At 70.1% G+C, this 17,374-nt stretch carries 18 protein-coding genes and 1 tRNA gene; 4 read left to right on the plus strand and 15 right to left on the minus strand.

All coding sequences use genetic code 11. From position 1 onward, the window contains the following. Positions 1-34: 34 nt before the first annotated feature. Positions 35-337, plus strand: a complete 303-nt coding sequence (locus IEY86_RS15755; protein WP_189132354.1) for a GroES family chaperonin — start codon at positions 35-37, stop codon at positions 335-337. Positions 338-590: 253 nt separating this feature from the next. Here IEY86_RS15755 and IEY86_RS15760 read toward each other — a convergent pair whose 3' ends face one another. Next, positions 591-3,002 (minus strand): transglycosylase domain-containing protein, encoded by a 2,412-nt coding sequence (locus tag IEY86_RS15760; protein WP_189132308.1) that lies wholly within the window; start codon positions 3,000-3,002, stop codon positions 591-593. A 398-nt stretch (positions 3,003-3,400) separates the two neighbouring features. On the opposite strand from IEY86_RS15760, the gene IEY86_RS15765 reads away from it, so the two are divergent. Then, positions 3,401-3,482 (plus strand) — tRNA-Leu (locus IEY86_RS15765). Positions 3,483-3,635: 153 nt separating this feature from the next. Here the strand turns inward: IEY86_RS15765 and rdgB are convergent. The 12 genes from rdgB to clpS all read right to left on the minus strand — a co-directional run bounded on the left by rdgB (position 3,636) and on the right by clpS (position 11,901). After that, positions 3,636-4,241 carry an RdgB/HAM1 family non-canonical purine NTP pyrophosphatase gene (gene rdgB, locus IEY86_RS15770; RefSeq protein WP_189132309.1) on the minus strand — a complete coding sequence of 202 codons (606 nt, stop codon included), beginning with the start codon at positions 4,239-4,241 and terminating at the stop codon, positions 3,636-3,638. A 58-nt stretch (positions 4,242-4,299) separates the two neighbouring features. Next, complete coding sequence (locus IEY86_RS15775) at positions 4,300-4,680, minus strand: hypothetical protein (RefSeq protein ID WP_229698458.1); 381 nt, start codon at positions 4,678-4,680, stop codon at positions 4,300-4,302. Between the two features lie 28 nt (positions 4,681-4,708). After that, the gene (gene rph, locus IEY86_RS15780) at positions 4,709-5,434 is read right to left on the minus strand and encodes a ribonuclease PH (protein WP_189132311.1); all 726 of its coding nucleotides are present in this window, start codon (positions 5,432-5,434) and stop codon (positions 4,709-4,711) included. Positions 5,435-5,681: 247 nt separating this feature from the next. After that, on the minus strand, positions 5,682-5,915 hold the full coding sequence (locus tag IEY86_RS15785; RefSeq protein ID WP_189132312.1) for a PTS sugar transporter subunit IIB: 234 nt from the start codon (positions 5,913-5,915) through the stop codon (positions 5,682-5,684). A gap of 101 nt (positions 5,916-6,016) precedes the next feature. Beyond that, the gene (locus IEY86_RS15790; protein WP_189132313.1) at positions 6,017-6,772 is read right to left on the minus strand and encodes an MBL fold metallo-hydrolase; all 756 of its coding nucleotides are present in this window, start codon (positions 6,770-6,772) and stop codon (positions 6,017-6,019) included. Between the two features lie 303 nt (positions 6,773-7,075). After that, positions 7,076-8,026, minus strand: a complete 951-nt coding sequence (locus IEY86_RS15795) for a PLP-dependent cysteine synthase family protein (RefSeq protein WP_189132314.1) — start codon at positions 8,024-8,026, stop codon at positions 7,076-7,078. An 8-nt stretch (positions 8,027-8,034) separates the two neighbouring features. Beyond that, positions 8,035-8,307 (minus strand): MoaD/ThiS family protein, encoded by a 273-nt coding sequence (locus IEY86_RS15800; protein WP_189132315.1) that lies wholly within the window; start codon positions 8,305-8,307, stop codon positions 8,035-8,037. Positions 8,308-8,395: 88 nt separating this feature from the next. Further along, complete coding sequence (locus IEY86_RS38075; protein ID WP_373287032.1) at positions 8,396-8,497, minus strand: putative leader peptide; 102 nt, start codon at positions 8,495-8,497, stop codon at positions 8,396-8,398. A 67-nt stretch (positions 8,498-8,564) separates the two neighbouring features. Next, positions 8,565-8,996: a M67 family metallopeptidase gene (locus tag IEY86_RS15805; RefSeq protein WP_189132316.1), complete on the minus strand. Its 432-nt coding sequence runs from the start codon at positions 8,994-8,996 to the stop codon at positions 8,565-8,567. Positions 8,997-9,128: 132 nt separating this feature from the next. After that, positions 9,129-10,499, minus strand: a complete 1,371-nt coding sequence (locus IEY86_RS15810; RefSeq protein WP_229698469.1) for an amino acid permease — start codon at positions 10,497-10,499, stop codon at positions 9,129-9,131. Between the two features lie 405 nt (positions 10,500-10,904). Then, a complete protein-coding gene (locus tag IEY86_RS15815; RefSeq protein WP_189132318.1) occupies positions 10,905-11,495 on the minus strand; it encodes a DUF2017 domain-containing protein in 591 nt (196 codons plus the stop codon). Between the two features lie 94 nt (positions 11,496-11,589). Beyond that, on the minus strand, positions 11,590-11,901 hold the full coding sequence (gene clpS, locus IEY86_RS15820) for an ATP-dependent Clp protease adapter ClpS (protein ID WP_189132319.1): 312 nt from the start codon (positions 11,899-11,901) through the stop codon (positions 11,590-11,592). A gap of 174 nt (positions 11,902-12,075) precedes the next feature. Between clpS and IEY86_RS15825 the strand changes: the two genes are divergently transcribed. Both IEY86_RS15825 and IEY86_RS15830 read left to right on the plus strand, forming a co-directional pair. Then, positions 12,076-13,446 (plus strand): nicotinate phosphoribosyltransferase, encoded by a 1,371-nt coding sequence (locus IEY86_RS15825; RefSeq protein WP_189132320.1) that lies wholly within the window; start codon positions 12,076-12,078, stop codon positions 13,444-13,446. 135 nt (positions 13,447-13,581) lie between these two features. Beyond that, positions 13,582-14,184 carry an isochorismatase family protein gene (locus IEY86_RS15830; RefSeq protein WP_189132321.1) on the plus strand — a complete coding sequence of 201 codons (603 nt, stop codon included), beginning with the start codon at positions 13,582-13,584 and terminating at the stop codon, positions 14,182-14,184. A gap of 133 nt (positions 14,185-14,317) precedes the next feature. Here IEY86_RS15830 and IEY86_RS15835 read toward each other — a convergent pair whose 3' ends face one another. Both IEY86_RS15835 and IEY86_RS15840 read right to left on the minus strand, forming a co-directional pair. Further along, positions 14,318-14,635, minus strand: a complete 318-nt coding sequence (locus IEY86_RS15835; RefSeq protein WP_189132322.1) for a hypothetical protein — start codon at positions 14,633-14,635, stop codon at positions 14,318-14,320. A 196-nt stretch (positions 14,636-14,831) separates the two neighbouring features. Beyond that, positions 14,832-17,228: an immune inhibitor A domain-containing protein gene (locus IEY86_RS15840; RefSeq protein WP_373287033.1), complete on the minus strand. Its 2,397-nt coding sequence runs from the start codon at positions 17,226-17,228 to the stop codon at positions 14,832-14,834. Positions 17,229-17,374: the final 146 nt, after the last annotated feature.

A 17,374-nucleotide genomic window follows, 5' to 3' on the forward strand; every position in this document is an offset into this window, starting at 1 on the left:
CGAGGGGATCGGCGACGACAAGCTGCCGATCCGGATGCTGCACGACCGCGTCCTGGTGCGCACGGACATCCCCGAGGGCGAGCGGCGCTCGTCCGGCGGCATCCTGATCCCCGCCACGGCCGCCGTCGGCAAGCGCCTGGCCTGGGCGGAGGTCGTCGCGGTCGGGCAGAACGTGCGGACGGTCGAGCCCGGCGACCGGGTCCTGTACGACCCGGAGGACCGCGCCGAGGTCGAGGTGCGCGGCGTCGACTACGCGCTGATGCGCGAGCGGGACCTCCACGCCGTGGCGGCCGAGCGGCTCCAGGGCTCCGACGGGGCCACGGGCCTCTATCTGTGATCCCCGCCGCCGTCCACGGGGACGGCGGCGGAGCGGAACGGCGGTGACCTCGGTCACCGCCGTTGCCCGTCCCCCGTCGAGTACCGCCCCGGTTGCGTACCCTGGACAAATCCCGACGAGACGCGCCGTACCGGGTCATCACGAGCCCGGGGCCGCCGCCCGGATCTTCTTCATATGCCCGCTGGTGGTGTCCGTCACCGGTTGGAAGGCCACCAGCGGCCGCCGAGGCACGGCCGGAGCGCGCGGAGGCCGGTCAGGCGCCCGTGCTGCCGGCCGACGGATCGGTGGTGGTGCCGACATCGGTACCGCCGGTACTGCCCCCGCCACCGGTGCTCCCGCTCGACGTGCCGCCGGTGCTCGACCCACCGGTGCTCGTACCGCCGTCCGCCGTGCCTCCGTCCGCCGTCCCGCCGTCGGTGGTGGTGCCTCCGTCGGTCGTCCCGCCGTCGGTGGTGGTGCCTCCGTCCGCCGTCCCGCCGTCTGCCGTGCCCCCGTCGGTGCTCCCTCCGTCCGTGCCGCCGCCGTCGGTGGTCCCGCCGTCGGTGGTCGGAGTCTCGCCGGAGCCGCCGTCCGTGGTGCCGCCCGAGGTGTCCGGAGGCGTGGAGTCGTCCGGGGTGCTGGGCGGCTGCGGGGTGGGCACCTCGGAGAAGTCGCCGTCCCCGGTACGCAGGTCGAAGTCCATGACCTGCTTGCCCCGCAGCGCGGAGGTCATGTACGAGGTCCAGATCTCCGCCGGGAAACCGCCTCCGTTGACACGGGTGAGCCCCGCGGCGCCGTAGAGCCTCTTCTGGCTGTACGGCGGGTTCGGGTCCTGGCCGAGCACACCGACCACCGTGGCCAGCTGCGGGGTGTACGCGGCGAACCAGGCCGCCTTGTCCTCCTCCGCGGTGCCGGTCTTGCCGGCGGCGGGGCGGCCGAGCCCGAGGGCGGCCGAGCCGGTGGCGCCCGGCCCGTTGATGACGCCCTCGAGCACCTGCGTGGTGGCGTCGGCGGCCTCGCGGTCGATGGCCTGGCGCCCGTTGTGGTTGGGCAGCTGCACGGGCTGGCCGGACTTGGTCATCTTCGAGACCAGCCAGGGTTCGATCGCCTTGCCGTGGTTGGCCAGGGTGGCGTAGGCACCGGTCATGTCCAGCACGCTGGGGGTGGCGACGCCCAGCGCCATGGAGGGAGAGGAGTTGAGGTTGGGTGTCTTCTCTGGCAGGCCGAGGTCGATCGCTGTCTTCTTGACCTTGTCCTGACCGACGTCCTGCGCCATCTGCCCGTACACGGAGTTGACCGAGGAGTTCATGGCCTGGGCGGCGGTGATGTCTCCGTAGCTGTGCTGGTCCTCGTTCTCGGGGGCGAAGCCGACGGGCGTGCCCTCGCCGTCCACGACCGGGCGCTTGTTGGTGCCGTCGTAGACCGCGTTCGGCGTGATCGCGGAGCCGTCCTGGGTCCTGGCGAGGTTGTCCATGGCCGAGGCGAGGATGAACGGCTTGAAGATCGAGCCCACCTGGTAGTCCCGGCGGGTGGCGCTGTTCACGTACTGCTTGAGGTAGTCCACGCCGCCGTACAGCGCGACGACCCTTCCGCTCTTGGGCTCGACCGAGGCACCGCCGGCCCGGACGAACTTGTCGACCTTGCGCTGCTTGCTGAGCTTGCTCATCAGCCGGTCGTCGACGGCCTTGACGAAGGCGTCCTGCTTCCTGCGGTCGATCGTGGTGGTGATCCGGTAGCCGCCCGCGGCCAGGGTCCGCTCGTCGACGATGTCGTTGTCGATGATGTACTTCTTGACCGCCTCGACGAGGTAGCCGTCCTGGCCGGCCAGGCTGCCCGGCGGCTTGACGTCGTCCGGCTCGGGGAACTTCTGCCTGTCCCGCTCGCTCTGCGACAGCCATCCGGACTTGACCATGCCGTCCAGGGCGTAGTTCCAGCGGGCGACGGCGGCGCGGCGGTTGTCGGGGTTGGCCTTGACGTCGTACAGGCCGGGGGCATTGAGAAGGGCCGCCAGGTAGGCGCCCTGGCCCACGGTCAGGTCACCGACGTCCCTGCCGTAGTAGGCGTGGGCGGCGGCCTGTATGCCGTAGGCGCTGCGTCCGTAGTAGCTGGTGTTGAGGTAGCCCTCGAGGATCTGGTCCTTGGTCTTCTCGCGGTCCAGCTTGATCGCGATGAAGAACTCCTTGACCTTCCGGGAGACGGTCTGTTCCTGGTTGAGGTAGTAGTTCTTCACATACTGCTGGGTGATCGTCGAGCCGCTCTGCCTCTCCCGCCCGCGTACGGTGTTGTAGGCGGCGCGGCCCATCGCGAGGGGGTTGACCGCGGACTCGGAGTAGAAGTTGCGGTCCTCGGCGGCGAGCACGGCCTGCTGGACGTGTTTGGGGACCTTGCTCAGGGGGACGTTCTCGCGGTTGATCTGACCGGTCCGGGCGATCTCGGTGCCGTCGTTGTAGAGGTAGACATTGCTCTGGGCCTTGGCGCCGGCGTTGCCCGGCGGGATGTGCACGAGCATGTAGCCGGCCGCGAACGCGCCAATGCAGAGCGTGGCGAACACCAGGGTGCCGACCAGCACCGTGCGCCATGTCGGCAGCGCGCGCCGCCACCCGGTCCGTTTCGGCCGCCCGCTCTTCGCGGGCCTGGGCGGTCCCGCGACGGAGCCGGCGCTGCTCTGCTTCGCCTGGTCACTCATGTCAGTACAGACTCCTCGGCCGCAGCCGAAGGTTGTGCCGCGGCGACTCGACGCCTCCAACGGGCGTTTCGCCCAGAACGTTCCTAGTCATTACTAGCGCACACTTTCGCATGATCAATCAAATAGGCGACCTCGGCACGCAGCTGTGACACGTCTGTGACGCCTGGCCCGCCTGGGAATCACTCCCTCCGGGATGTGACGAACATCCCGTCCGGCCGTTGGGTCCGGCACCGCTCCACAGCGCTGCCCGCCCCTACATACGTCCGCGGACGGCGCAGCGCCTCATCGAGGAGGGCGCCAACTCTCCGGTGGCCGCGCCGGTCTCAGTGCCTTCGGGCCTCGGCACGGCGCTCGAACGCCCGCGCCCCGGCGGGCCCCAGGCAGTAGCATGACGGGGCGCGCGAGTGCCGGAACTGGTAGACGGGACGGCTTTAGGTGCCGGTGTCTTCGGACGTGGGGGTTCGAATCCCCCCTCGCGCACAGGGACACGGCGGACGGCACAGGAGGCGCTTCGCGGCGGGAAGCGCCTCCTGTGCCGTCCGGACTCTCTGTCCGTAGCTCCGTACGGATCTCTGTACGGGTTCTCTGTACGGGATCTCTGTACGGACCTTGGGTACGGGCCCGTACGCGACGTCAGCCCAGCAGTTCCTTCACCACCGGGACCAGCGCCCGGAAGGCCTTGCCGCGGTGGCTGATGGCGTTCTTCTCCTCGGCGGTGAGCTCCGCGCAGGTGCGCGACTCCCCCAGGGGCTCGAGGACCGGGTCGTAGCCGAAGCCCCCCGATCCCGTGGGCTCGTGGCGCAGGGTGCCCTCGAGGACCCCCTCGACGACGCGCTCGGTGCCGTCCGGCAGGGCCAGGGCCGCCGCACAGGCGAAGTGGGCGGTGCGGTGCGGGGCGGCGATGTCGCCGAGCTGGGCCAGCAGGAGGTCGAGGTTGGCCCGGTCGTCGCCGTGCCTGCCGGACCACCGGGCGGAGAAGATCCCGGGGGCGCCGCCGAGGACGTCCACGCACAGCCCGGAGTCGTCCGCCACGGCGGGCAGGCCCGTGGCCTCGGCCAGGGCATGGGCCTTCAGCAGGGCGTTCTCCGCGAAGGAGACGCCGGTCTCGGGAACGTCGGGGATCTCGGGGTAGGCGTCGGCGCCCACGAGTTCGACGTCGAGCCCCGCCGCGGTGAGGATGGAGCGCAGCTCGCCGACCTTGTGCTTGTTGCGGGTGGCGAGGACGAGTCGGGTGGTCATGCCCCCATGGTCTCCCGGCCGCTCTCCCGCCTGCCCTCCCTGTCGGCCCCCTGGTCTCTCAGTCACCGGTGCAGACCTTGCTGATCTTCCCCGCGGCGTCCACGAGCGGGTCGGCGCTGGGCACCTTGCCCGCGTCGAGCTGGTCACCGGTCTTGTCGACCTGTGTGCGCAGATCGCCCACGGCCTTCGACAGATCCGCGTTGCTGGTCTTGTCGCTCAGCTTGTCGAGGTCGTTCGACAGGGTGTTCAGCGCGTTCTGGGCGTCCTGCGGGCTGTCGCCCGCGTTGCTGAGCGCCTGCTGGAGCTGCTGGACGTCGTTGGTCACATCGACCGCCAACTGCCCGCAGTCCAGTGCCGTCTGGACGGCGGAACAGCCCGCGGTGAGCGGGAGCAGCAGTGCCGCGGCTCCCGCCACGAGCGCCGAAGCGGTGGTACGCATGGTGATCATTCCCCCCCTGGGGTGTCGGTCAGCCAGCGAGCGCGGCGCGCTGGATGCTGTCGAGCTCGGCGCATCCGGCGACCGCGAGGTCGAGGAGCGCGTTGAGTTTGTGGCGTTCGAAGGGCTCACCCTCGGCGGTGCCCTGGACCTCGACGAATCGGCCGTCGCCGGTGCAGACGACGTTCATGTCGGTCTCCGCGCGCACGTCCTCCTCATAGGCCAGGTCGAGCATCGGGACGCCGTCCACGATGCCCACGCTGACCGCGCTGAGGGTGCCGGACAGCGGCTGGGTCTTGGCCTTGACGAGCTTGTGCTCCTGCATCCACGTCACCGCGTCGGCGAGGGCGACGTAGGCGCCGGTGATCGCCGCGGTGCGGGTGCCGCCGTCGGCCTGCAGGACGTCGCAGTCGATGACGACGGTGTTCTCCCCGAGCGCCTTGTAGTCGATCACGGCGCGCAGCGAGCGCCCGATGAGCCGGGAGATCTCGTGGGTGCGGCCGCCGATCTTGCCGCGCACGGACTCGCGGTCGCCGCGGGTGTTGGTCGATCGCGGCAGCATGGAGTACTCGGCGGTGACCCAGCCCTCGCCCGATCCCTTGCGCCAGCGGGGCACTCCCTCGGTGACGCTCGCGGTGCAGAAGACCTTGGTGTCGCCGAACGATACGAGGACGGAGCCCTCGGCGTGCTTGCTCCATCCCCGCTCGATGGTGACGGGGCGGAGCTGCTGCGGCGTACGGCCGTCGATACGAGACATGCCGACGACCCTACCGATAGACGGGGACGGCTCCGCGCTCCGGGCGAACACCCGTCATCGCACCCCCGGTCACCCGAGGTCCCCTCTCGCCTGGTCCCATCTCCCCCGCAGTCCCCATGCCACCCGGGATCGCCGGTCACGTGGTGTCCCCGGTCACCTGGTGTCCCCTCTCACCTGGTGTCCCCGCTCACCCGGGATCCCCCGTCATACGAGGTCCCCATATGAGGTCCCCATTTGAGGTCCCCCGTCACATGAGGTCGTCGATGTCGGCGGCGACCGGGTCGGCGTCGGTGCCGATGACGACCTGGATCGCGCTGCCCATCCTCACGACGCCGAGCGCGCCCGCGGCCTTGAGTGCCGCGTCGTCGACCAGGGAGGGGTCGCGGACCTCCGTGCGCAGTCTGGTGATGCACCCCTCGACCTCGACGATGTTGTCGATGCCGCCGAGTCCCGCGACGATCTTCTCAGCCTTGGTGGCCATGTCACAGCTCCCGTTCCGCTCCGTGGTCTACACCAATACTAGGGCGGCCGGGGCGCGCCGACCCTTCGGAGCCGATGGACCTCGCGGAGCACACGGGCCCCTCAGAGCTCGTAGACCGCGCCCGCCCTGGCCACGTGCACCGGGCCGTCGAAGACCGCGCGGGCGTCGGCGAGATTGCGCTCGGCATCCGTCCACGGCGGGATGTGGGTGAGCACCAGGCTCGCCGCCCCCGCCCGGTCGGCGTGCTCGCCGGCCTCGCGCCCGTTGAGGTGCAGCTCGGGGATGTCCTCCTTGCCGTGCGTGAACGACGCCTCGCACAGCAGCAGGTCGGTGTCCTCGGCGAGGGCGACCAGCGCCTCGCATGGGCCGGTGTCGCCGGAGTAGGTCAGCGACCTGTCCCCGTGCTCGATCCGGAAGGCGAAGGCCTCCACCGGGTGGGCCACCCGCACCGTGCGCACCGTGAAGGGACCGACCGAGAAGGTGCCGGGCCGCAGCGTGCGGAAGTCGAAGACCTCCCGCATCGCCGAGTCCTTCGGCAGGTCGCCGCCGTACGCGCTGCACAGCCGCTCCTCTGTGCCCTCGGGACCGTACACGGGCAGTTGGTCCACCGGGGCGCCGTCGTGGCGGTAGTAGCGCACCACCCAGTAGTTGCACATGTCGATGCAGTGATCCGCGTGCAGATGGCTCAGCATCACGGCGTCGAGGTCGTAGAGTCCGCAGTGTCGCTGCAGCTCGCCGAGGGCGCCATTGCCCATGTCGATCAGCAGCCGGAAGCCGTCGGCCTCGACGAGGTAGCTCGAGCAGGCCGAGTCCACAGAAGGGAACGACCCCGCGCAGCCGACGACGGTGAGCTTCATGTGCGAGAACCTCCAGGGGCGGTCCGGGGGTCTTGCGCGGACGGACACCCGTGGGGCACGGCGCTGCGTCGCGTGCGCGCGCCCAAGGATCCGGCCTGGGCGCCGGTCGGGGATTCCGGGCGGCCGGGTCAGCCGATGGCGACGGGTGCGGGCCGCCATGTCAGACGAGGGTATGCCGCCGACGCGCTCCCGCTCCCGTTCGGGTGGCCGGTTGTGGGCGGAATCACCAGTACGAGCGGGCAGGGCGAACCGGCGTGCGCACCCCGCACGCCATCCGGTCGGCCCGCCCGAGAGGCCCGGGCCTCACGCCCAGAGCTGGCCGTGCAGTGCCTCGACCGCCGCCTCGGTGGACTCCGCGGTGTAGATGCCGGTGGACAGGTATTTCCACCCGCCGTCCGCCACGACGAAGACGATGTCGGCGCTCTCCCCTGCCTTGACCGCCTTGCGGCCGACGCCGATGGCCGCGTGCAGGGCGGCGCCGGTGGAGACTCCGGCGAAGATGCCCTCCTCACGCAGCAGCTCACGGGTGCGGCGCACGGCGTCCTCGGAGCCGACGGAGTACCGGGTGGTGAGCACCGACTCGTCGTACAGCTCGGGGACGAAGCCCTCGTCGAGGTTGCGCAGGCCGTAGACCACGTCGTCGTAGCGCGGCTCGGCGGCGACGATCACGACGCCCGGGACCTTCTCGCGCAGGTAGCGGCCCACGCCCATCAGGGTGCCGGTCGTGCCCAGGCCCGCCACGAAATGGGTCACGGTGGGCAGGTCGGCGAGGATCTCGGGGCCGGTGGTGGCGTAGTGCGCGCCCACGTTGTGCGGATTGCCGTACTGGTAGAGCATCACCCAGTCCGGGTGCTCGGCGCTGATCTCCTTGGCGACGCGAACGGCGGTGTTGGAGCCGCCCGCGGCCGGGGAGGAGACGATCTCCGCGCCCCACATCTTCAGCAGCTCGCGCCGCTCCTCGCTGGTGTTCTCCGGCATCACGCACACGATGCGGTAGCCCTTGAGCCGTGCCGCCATGGCCAGGGAGATGCCCGTGTTGCCGGAGGTCGGCTCCAGGATCGTGCAGCCGGGGGTCAGGCGGCCCTCGGCCTCGGCCTGCTCGATCATGTGCAGCGCCGGGCGGTCCTTGATGGAGCCGGTGGGGTTGCGGTCCTCGAGCTTGGCCCAGATCCGGACCTCCGGCGACGGCGACAGCCGGGGCAGGCGCACCAGGGGGGTGTTGCCGACCGCGGCCAGCGGGGAGTCGTAGCGCATGGCGTGGCTCAGCCGCCCGCGACGGCGGGGAGGATGGTGACGTTGTCGCCGTCGGCCAGCGCCGTGGAGATGCCCTCCAGGAAGCGGACGTCCTCGTCGTTGAGGTAGACGTTCACGAAGCGGCGCAGCTCACCGCCGTCGACCAGGCGCTCCCGGATGCCGGGGTGGCGGGCCTCGAGGTCGACGAAGAGCTCCTCCAGCGTGCTGCCGTTGCCCTCGACGGCCTTCGCGCCGTCGGTGTAGGTGCGAAGGATGGTCGGGATGCGGACCTCGATGGCCATGGGTGTGCTCCAGGAAGGGAAAGGTAGGGGTTCCGAGTGGGCCCGTGCGGCGCCGGGCGGCTCTACGGCGTCCGTCGTGCGACGTCGGTCAGCGACACATCGAGCTGGCGAGGCGGCACAGGTCGACGTGAAGGCGCGCGACGAGCAGGAGGCTGCCCGGGCTGTCGTGGCTCACGTCGGGGGAACACATGGGGTCATCCTATCGATTCCCGTCCGCCGCCCAGGCGCCGCGTACCACGATCCGGACACCGCGGTGGTCACACCGGGTAGGCGTCCACGACCTCGACGGGTTCCTCCGTCACCACGCCCTCCACGATCCGGAAGGACCGGAACTGGAAGGGGCCCTCGTCGTTGCCGCAGTCGGCGGTGGAGACCAGCACGTAGTGGGCGCCCGGCTCATTGGCGTAGGAGATGTCGGTGCGCGACGGGTACGCCTCGGTGGCGGTGTGCGAGTGGTAGATGACCACGGGCTCCTCGTCGCGGTCGTCCATCTCGCGGTAGAGCTTGAGCAGGTCCGTGGAGTCGAACTCGTAGAACGTCGGCGAGCGCGCGGCGTTGAGCATGGGGATGAACCGCTCGGGCCGGCCGCTGCCCGCGGGGCCCGCGACGACCCCGCACGCCTCGTCGGGGTGGTCCTCGCGGGCGTGGGCGACGATCGCGTCGTGGAGGGCCTGGGTGATGGTGAGCATGGCCAAAGGATAAGCACCGCGTTCCGATGCGCGGACGGCCCGTCTCACCGTGTGGGGGCTGGGTGAGACGGGCCGTGCGCGTCCTGCGGATGGTCTTCGCCGCCGGGTCCTCGCCGCCGGGTCCTCGCCGGTCTACGACTGGGCGAACTCGGGCTCGCGGTCCTTCACCGGCGGGATCGACTCCTTGGGGGCGAACGCGTCGGGGTTGCGGCCCCTGAGGACGTAGTAGCCGACACCGAGGACGGCGAACCACACCGGAGCGCTGTAGAGCGAGATCCGCGCGTCCTTGTCGAGACCGATGAGGACGAACACACCCACCAGGAAGACCAGAGCGATCCAGCTGGTCCAGGGGGCGCCGGGCGCCTTGAACCACGCCTCCTGCGCCCGCCCGGCCTTCACGGCGGCGCGGTAGCGGATGTGGGAGAGCAGGATCATCGCCCAGGTCCAGACACCGGCGACGGTGGCGAACGAGGTGATGTAGGTGAAGGCGCCCTCGGGGTCCACGTAGTTGATCCACACGCCGAAGCCCATCAGCGCGACCGAGACCAGGATGCCGACCGCCGGGGTCTGCCGGGAGTTCAGCTTCGCGAACACCCTCGGACCCTGGCCGTTGACCGCGAGGTCGCGCAGCATCCGGCCGGTGGAGTACATACCGGAGTTGCAGGAGGACAGCGCGGCGGTGAGTACCACGAAGTTGACGATCGCGGCTCCGGCCGGGATGCCGATCTTGGCGAACGCGGCCACGAACGGGCTGACGCCGGGCTCGAAGTCGGTCCAGCTGACCACCGCGAGGATCACGATCAGCGCGCCGATGTAGAACACTCCGATCCGCCACGGCAGGGTGTTGATCGCCTTCGGCAGGGTCTCGCGCGGGTTCTCCGCCTCACCGGCCGTGACGCCGACGAGCTCGACGGCGAGATAGGCGAACATCACGATCTGGAGCGTCATGAGGGACTTGCCGACGCCGGTCGGGAAGAAGCCGTCGTGCGACCAGAGGTTGCTGAACGAGGCCGTGTCGCCCGCGGCGGAGAAGCCGAAGGTGATCACCCCCAGGCCGATCAGGATCATGCCGATGATGGCGGTGACCTTGATCATGGAGAACCAGAACTCGACCTCGCCGAAGAGCTTCACCGAGATCAGGTTCACGGCGAACAGCACGACCAGGAAGGCCAGCGCCGAGGACCACTGCGGGATGTGCGGCCACCAGTACTTGATGTACGTGGCGGCGGCGGTGACCTCGGCCATGCCGGTGACCACCCACATCAGCCAGTACGTCCATCCGGTGACGAACCCGAAGAAGGGGCCGAGGAACTCGCGCGCGTAGTCGGCGAACGAGCCCGACACGGGGCGGTAGGTCAGCAGCTCGCCGAGCGCCCGCATGATGAAGAAGATGATCACACCGGCGATGGCGTACATCATGATCAGGCTGGGGCCGGCCTTGGAGATCGCGGTTCCCGCGCCCAGGAAGAGGCCTGTGCCGATGGCGCCGCCGATGGCGATCATCTGGATCTGGCGGCTGCCGAGTCCTCGCTGGTAGCCCTCCTCGGGTTCCGCCGTACTGTCACTGGTCGTCCCGGACTGGTGCGTCGCGGGGGGAGCGTGGTGCGAAGGCCTGTTGGCCATGGGGAGCGCCCTTCATCCATCCATGCGCGACCCGGGGCGTCCGAGCCGGACCTGTTCCCTGTCCCTGGGAACCGGATCCGGGATTCGTACCACGCAGAGCGACGATCATGGTGTGGGTCGAGGCGCGCTTATAACGAAACGGCCGCACCATACCGGGACATTCACTACCGAGAGTCCGCCGAGATCGTTATACGGACACCGGGAACCGTACGGCGGGGCAGCTGCGGTTACTCAGAGCAACCTCAAATCGAAGTGAAGACCAGGGGGCGAACTCACCCGAACGCTTCACATGAGGGTCTCGACGAGGGACTCCTGGAGGCCGCCGAGCCACAGGTAGGCGAGCACCATCGGCTTGCGCGGGTCGCTGTCGGGGAGCCGGAAGAGGTCGTCGGCCTCGTCGTCGCTCACCTCGAGGCGGGTGCCGATCGTCAGCCGCAGATCGTTGAGGGCGCCCAGCCAGCGCTGGGACTGCTCGGCGTCCAGCCGGAGCACCGCTCCCCCGTCGCCCGCGGGGGTGAGGCGGTCGAGGCTGCGCACGACGCCGAGGGCGTCGTCACGCTTGCGGGCCCGCAGGTCGTTCTCGGTGTACCGGCGGAACTCCGCCGAGGCCGCCTTCGCCTGCTCGTCCTCCTCCTTCTCCGGGTCGCTGTAGGCGCTGGGGAAGAGGCGGGCGAGCGCGGGATCGGACGGCGGGGCGCTCGGACCGTCCGCCATGAGCCCGGCGAGCGGGTCCTGCTCGCCCTCGCCCTCACCGCCGGGGCCGGGCCCGATGAGCTCCAGCAGTTGCACGGCGAGGGAGCGCAGGATGGAGATCTCCACCTCGTCGAGGGCGATCGCGGCTCCGCCGCCAGGGGCGGCTTCGAAGTATCCGGCCATGAGGCCCTTGGTCTCCCGGTCGTGGATGGGGGTCGGCGGTGCGGCGTCGGCACGCCCCGCCCCACGTTTCGTCAGCGTGCTTCGGGGCCGCGCGTCAGCGGTCCTGCTGGAGCGTGGCCCACAGCCCGTACCCGTGCATGGCCTGCACGTCTCGTTCCATCTCCTCACGCGTACCGCTGGAGACAGCGGCGCGGCCCTTGTTGTGCACGTCCATCATGAGCCGGTGGGCCTTGTCCTTCGGGTAGCCGAAGTACGCCTGGAAGACGTACGTCACGTAGCTCATGAGGTTGACGGGGTCGTTGTGGACGATCGTCACCCAGGGCACGTCCGGGCTCGGCACCTCGAACGGGGCTTGCTCGGACTCCGTGCGCTCGATCTCGATGGGGGCGACACTCACACGCCCCATGCTGCCACCTGCGCAACGCCGATGCGACGCGGGCCCCGCCCGATCCGAGGATCCATCAACACGATCCGCCACTTGGTCCATGGGCGGCCGACCGCCGTTGCTCCAGGAGTTGGTCCAGCAGTGCTCGACCGCAGAAATCGTCACTCTGACGAGTATTCGGGGTAGCATCACCGTATGGACTCCCAAGGCTTCGAATTCTCCGAGGCACGGGGACGGGAGGCGGCCTCCGCGCTGGGGCTTCCGGTCCTCGTTCCCTCCACGGCGCTGTTCACCGACCGGTACGAGCTGACGATGCTCCAGGCCGCGCTGCGAAGCGGGGCGGCTCACCGGCGGTCCGTGTTCGAGGTGTTCACCCGCCGTCTGCCCGAGGGGCGCCGCTACGGCGTGGTCGGCGGCACGGGCCGGGTCCTGGACGCGGTGGAGAACTTCCGGTTCGACGACGCCGTGCTGAGCTTCCTGTCCACCGAGCACATCGTGGACGACGAGACGCTGGCCTGGCTGGACGGCTACCGCTTCAGCGGCGACATCCACGGCTACCCCGAGGGAGAGGTGTACTTCCCCGGCTCGCCGGTCGTGCGGGTCGAGGGCACATTCGCGGAGGCGGTGCTGCTGGAGACCGTGATCCTGTCGATCCTCAACCACGACTCGGCCATCGCGGCCGCCGCCTCCCGGATGGCGGTGGCGGCCGGGGACCGGCCGCTGATGGAGATGGGCGCGCGGCGCACCCATGAGCTGGCGGCGGTCGCCGCCTCGCGGGCGGCCTACATCGGCGGCTTCTCCAGCACCTCCAACCTCGCCGCCGGCTTCCGCTACGGCATCCCCACCATCGGCACCAGCGCCCACGCCTTCACCCTTGTGCACGACAGCGAACGGGACGCCTTCAAGGCGCAGGTGGTCTCCCTCGGCAGCGGCACCACCCTGCTGGTCGACACCTACGACCTGTCCGAGGCGGTGCGCACCGCCGTGGAGGTGGCGGGGCCGGAGCTCGGCGCCGTCCGCATCGACTCCGGCGACCTGGTCCTGCTCGCCCACCGGGTGCGGCAGCAGCTGGACGAGCTCGGTGCCACGAACACGAAGATCGTCGTGACCAGCGACCTGGACGAGTACGCGATGGCCTCGCTGGCCTCGGCGCCGGTCGGCGCCTACGGGGTCGGCACCGCGCTGGTGACCGGCAGCGGGCACCCGACGTGCTCGATGGTCTACAAGCTGGTGGCACGCGCGCGCTCGACCGACCCGGACGCGCCCCTGGAGCCGGTGGCCAAGAAGTCCCTGGGGCCCAAGACCAGCCTCGGGGGCCGCAAATGGGCGGCGCGGCGGCGGGACGAGCACGGGGTGGCCGAGGCGGAGGTCATCGGCACCGGGCCGGTGCCGCCGGAGTTGGCGGACCAGCAGCTGCTCGTACCGCTGGTGGTGGGCGGTGGGACGGCCGGGCGCGAGCCCCTGGACGCGGCACGCAGACGGCACGTGGAGGCCCGCGGCGCGCTGCCGCTGTCCGCGACCATGCTCTCCAAGGGAGAGCCGGTCATCCCCACCGAGGTGGTGTGAGGCAGGGGACAGGGCCCTCTCCCGCACCGGGGCCCCAGTCTCTAGTCTCGTGAGCGGGGCATCCGCGCCCGGCTCCCCGCCCCGAGTCCTCCGACCCGTCCCCGCACCTTCCGCTCCTGACCCGAAGGAAGCACCATGCACCGGGCTCTGATCGTCGTCGACGTCCAGAACGACTTCTGCGCGGGCGGAAGCCTCGCAGTCGCCGGCGGCGCGGAGGTCGCCGCCGCCATCACCGACCTGGTCGCCCAGGCGCCGGCGGGCTACTCCCATGTCGTCGCCACACGCGACCGGCACATAGAGCCGGGCAGCCACTTCTCCCAGCACCCCGACTACGTGCACAGCTGGCCCGCTCACTGCGTGGCGGGCACCGAGGGCGTGGGCTTCCATCCCAACTTCGCCCCCGCGGTGACCTCCGGCGCGGTGGACGCGGTCTTCGACAAGGGCGCCTACGCGGCCGCCTACAGCGGCTTCGAGGGCTTGGACGAGAACGGGGTGGGGCTCGCCGACTGGCTGAAGGCGCGGCGGGTGTCCGAGGTGGACATCGTCGGCATAGCCACCGACCACTGCGTGCGGGCCACCGCCCTGGACGCGATACGCGAGGGCTTCACCACGCAGGTGCTGCTGGAGCTGACGGCGGGCGTGGCCCGGGAGACGACCGACAGCGCCCTGGACGAGATGCGGGACGCGGGCGTGAAGCTCTCCGGGGAGCCGGTCATGGAGGACCGGCCCCGGTTGTGACCCGATCCTGACCCCCGCCCGACATCCTGACCCCCGCCCGACCGGCGGCCGCCCGACCGGCCACTGGCCCTCGGCCTCGGCCCCGGCCACTGGCCCTCGGCCCGGGCCATGGTCCTCGCCCCGGTCCTCCGCCCTAGTGCGAGCGGGCCGGGCGGAAGAGGGTGCTGACCGGCTGCCACAGATCGGTGGGCCCGGCGTCGACCGGACGCCAGACCAGCCCCTCCGGGTGGTACAGCACGGCGCTGACCTCGTCGGGGGTGGGCGGGGCCGAGTTGCCCCGCAGGTGGACGGCCCGGAAGCCGAGGTTGCGCAGCCGGGTGAGTCCGCGCTGCCGGTTGGCCGCGTGCACGATCACCCGCAGCCGACCGGCCTCCCCGCCCGGATGCGGCAGGGACAGCGCGATGACCACGCTCCCGTCCGGGCGCCTGACGAACCCTCCACCAGTGGCCATGGACCAATGATCCGGCGGCCGGGCGCGCAGCGCCACCGCTTCGCTGCAAATGGTGACCGCGCGGTGACCGGCGGTGCCGCCCGAGCCCTGCGGCGCGCCGCTGCCCCGGCACGCCGCGCCCGGCACGGCAGCGGCCCCGGAGGGACCAGGGGATCCCTCCGGGGCCGCTTTCAGCACGGCGCGAGCTGTGCCGGGCCTACTTCTTGGACTTGTCGACCCGGACCTTCATGGTCTGGCCGGTCTTCGACTCCCACAGGATCTTGATGATCGTGTCGGTGTTCGGCACCTTGACGCTCGCGTACTGCGTCTCGGGGTACCAGTAGGTGCCGGTGCGGTCGTCGAAGGTGGGGTTGCCCTTCTTCGCCTTCCAGCTCTTGGCCACGCCCTCCTTGTGGACGGTGAGCGCGTCCGTGCCCTTGAGGCTGAACGTCGAGTCGAAGCCCTGGATGCGGGTGCGCAGCAGCGTCCCGTCCTTCCAGTGCAGCGGCTTGGCGTGCGCGTCGATGGGCAGGATCAGGCCCTCGCCGGGGTGGTCGCCCACGTTGTTGTCGGTCTGCGAGGTGTCCCACAGCGAGATGAGCAGGCCGTTCTGGTAGGCGAAGCGCTCCACCCAGTCGGGCTTGGTGCTCGCCCAGCCGAAGTTGTACGGGCCGGTCCTCAGCACCTTGTCGTAGGAGACGTACTGGCGGTTCTCCGCGATGTAGTACTCGGCGTACTTCTTGGTGAAGGACTCACCGATGCGGGAGAACCCGGCGGCGGTCCAGCCGTTGTCGCCGCCCTCGGCGCCGTCCGTGAACACCGCGCCGCCGTCGGCGGTGAGCTTGATGGCGTCGGCCGTGAAGCCCTTGCCCGCCACGCCGCCGTCGGAGGTGTAGCGGAAGCGCAGGTCGAACTTCTTGCCCGCGTAGGCGTCCAGCGGGAAGGCGAGGTCGGTGTACTTGCCGCTGACGCCGGTCAGCGCCGGGGCGCCGCTGCCGTCACGCGGAAGGGCCTTGCCGTCGACGGTGCCGTCGAGCGCTGTCCAGTCCTTCCCGCCGTCGGTCGAGACCTCGGTGTACAGGAAGTCGTAGTCCTGCTCGATGTCGAACCAGCCCTTGAGGGACAGGTCCGCCTTCGCCTTGCCCGTGAGGTCCACGGAGCGCGTGAGGGTGTTCTTCAGGTCGTTGCCCGAGCCGCTCCACCACTGCTTGGTGCCCTCGGCGGGCTTCGCGATGGTGGTGGTGACCGACTTCTTGGGCAGCTTGACGACCAGGCCCTGCTTGTTCTTGGTGTTGTACTCCGCCACGCCCAGGGTGTGGGTGGACTTCGTGGCCGCCTTGCCGGTGGCGAAGTTCAGCCAGCCGAGCTGGAGCTTGTCCCAGGCGGACATGTCGCCGGGGCGCGAGCCGATGTCGGTCTTGCCCTCGCTCAGCCATGAGCCGCTCGACATCAGGGTCCAGAACCCCGAGGAGTTCTCGCCCTTGTAGGTGGTGTCGTAGTGGTCGGGCAGGCCGAGGTCGTGGCCGAACTCGTGCGCGTAGACGCCGAGGCCGCCGTTCTCGGGCTGGAGGGTGTAGTCGCCGACCCAGATGCCGCTCTTGCCGATCTCGGTGCCGCCGAGCTTGTTGTCGGCGGGGCCGGTCTTGCCGGCGTCGCTGCCGTAGGCGTACCAGCGGTGGGCCCACAGGGCATTGGTGCCCTGGGCGCCGCCGCCCGCGGACTCGTCCTCGCCGGCGTGCACGATCTGGAAGTGGTCGATGTACCCGTCGGGCTCGTTGAAGTCGCCGTCGTGGTCGAAGTCGTACCGGTCCCACTTGTCGTAAGCGGCGAGCGCCTTCTTGATCTGCTCGTCCGTCTTGCCCTGGGCCTTCTGGTCCTCGGCCCACTGGTTCACACCGTCGCGGACGAGGTCCCAGACGTTGGAGCAGTTGGACTGGCCGCAGTAGTTGGAGCCGTAGCGGGCCTCGTTGTACTTGACCTTGACCCAGTCGGCGACCTCGCCGTCGACCGAGTAGCGGCCCGAGGACTGCTTTTCGTAGTACTTCGCGACGGAGCTGGTGCCCTTCTTGGCGAAGTACAGGTCCTGGAAGTGCTTCCGGTTGAAGTCCTTCTGCCAGATCGTGGTGTTGTTCGTCTTGCGGTCCGGCTTCGGGATCTGGTTGTGCTGCGGGCCGGGCTCGCCGCCGTACTTGACCACGGGGGGCTGCGGGCCGTCGCCGTCCGGGTCGTACATGGTGGTGCTGTCCACCGTGTCGCCGAACTGGACGAGCACGGTGAAGATCTTGTCCGTCTTCTGCCGGTCGAACTCGACATACTTGCCCTTGCCGAGCTTCACGCTCTTCGAGGCGCCGCGCCGCGTGATCCGGGCGTCGCCCGAGACCAGCTTCTCGACGGCCGCCTGCCGCCTGGCGTTCTCCCGCTTGGTGAGCGGGCCCGGCAGGTTGTGCTCGACGTGCTTGCCGTGGTCGGCCGGTGCGGCAGCCGGGTCGCGGTGGGCCGCTCCTTCCGGTGCCGCGGACGCGAGTGCCGTGCTCGGCAGCGCTGCCGCACCGAGGGCCGCCACCAGCGCCGCTGCCATGAGCGCGGGTCTGTGGATCCTCCGTTGGCTGTTCAAAGCGAGTCGTCCTCCCCTTCGGACCGAGTCGCCCTATTCGACCGAAGGAGGGTTCGAAAAGCCAGATCTTGTTTTGAACACACCAAGCCAGTACGGTGAGCGGTCGCCTCCATACAACTATCGGACACCAGTGCCATTCGAGCCAT

It is taken from the genome of Wenjunlia tyrosinilytica (assembly GCF_014646055.1).
GTDB classification, from domain to species: Bacteria; Actinomycetota; Actinomycetes; order Streptomycetales; family Streptomycetaceae; genus Wenjunlia; species Wenjunlia tyrosinilytica.

What these genes read in the sequence shown, in the direction of transcription:
- IEY86_RS15755 (WP_189132354.1), top strand. Translation starts at nt 35, where the DNA reads ATGCTGCACGACCGCGTCCTGGTGCGCACGGACATCCCCGAGGGCGAG.
- IEY86_RS15760 (WP_189132308.1), bottom strand. Translation starts at nt 3,002, where the DNA reads ATGAGTGACCAGGCGAAGCAGAGCAGCGCCGGCTCCGTCGCGGGACCG.
- rdgB (WP_189132309.1), bottom strand. Translation starts at nt 4,241, where the DNA reads ATGACCACCCGACTCGTCCTCGCCACCCGCAACAAGCACAAGGTCGGC.
- IEY86_RS15775 (WP_229698458.1), bottom strand. Translation starts at nt 4,680, where the DNA reads ATGCGTACCACCGCTTCGGCGCTCGTGGCGGGAGCCGCGGCACTGCTG.
- rph (WP_189132311.1), bottom strand. Translation starts at nt 5,434, where the DNA reads ATGTCTCGTATCGACGGCCGTACGCCGCAGCAGCTCCGCCCCGTCACC.
- IEY86_RS15785 (WP_189132312.1), bottom strand. Translation starts at nt 5,915, where the DNA reads ATGGCCACCAAGGCTGAGAAGATCGTCGCGGGACTCGGCGGCATCGAC.
- IEY86_RS15790 (WP_189132313.1), bottom strand. Translation starts at nt 6,772, where the DNA reads ATGAAGCTCACCGTCGTCGGCTGCGCGGGGTCGTTCCCTTCTGTGGAC.
- IEY86_RS15795 (WP_189132314.1), bottom strand. Translation starts at nt 8,026, where the DNA reads ATGCGCTACGACTCCCCGCTGGCCGCGGTCGGCAACACCCCCCTGGTG.
- IEY86_RS15800 (WP_189132315.1), bottom strand. Translation starts at nt 8,307, where the DNA reads ATGGCCATCGAGGTCCGCATCCCGACCATCCTTCGCACCTACACCGAC.
- IEY86_RS38075 (WP_373287032.1), bottom strand. Translation starts at nt 8,497, where the DNA reads ATGTGTTCCCCCGACGTGAGCCACGACAGCCCGGGCAGCCTCCTGCTC.
- IEY86_RS15805 (WP_189132316.1), bottom strand. Translation starts at nt 8,996, where the DNA reads ATGCTCACCATCACCCAGGCCCTCCACGACGCGATCGTCGCCCACGCC.
- IEY86_RS15810 (WP_229698469.1), bottom strand. Translation starts at nt 10,499, where the DNA reads ATGATCGCCATCGGCGGCGCCATCGGCACAGGCCTCTTCCTGGGCGCG.
- IEY86_RS15815 (WP_189132318.1), bottom strand. Translation starts at nt 11,495, where the DNA reads ATGGCCGGATACTTCGAAGCCGCCCCTGGCGGCGGAGCCGCGATCGCC.
- clpS (WP_189132319.1), bottom strand. Translation starts at nt 11,901, where the DNA reads ATGGGGCGTGTGAGTGTCGCCCCCATCGAGATCGAGCGCACGGAGTCC.
- IEY86_RS15825 (WP_189132320.1), top strand. Translation starts at nt 12,076, where the DNA reads ATGGACTCCCAAGGCTTCGAATTCTCCGAGGCACGGGGACGGGAGGCG.
- IEY86_RS15830 (WP_189132321.1), top strand. Translation starts at nt 13,582, where the DNA reads ATGCACCGGGCTCTGATCGTCGTCGACGTCCAGAACGACTTCTGCGCG.
- IEY86_RS15835 (WP_189132322.1), bottom strand. Translation starts at nt 14,635, where the DNA reads ATGGCCACTGGTGGAGGGTTCGTCAGGCGCCCGGACGGGAGCGTGGTC.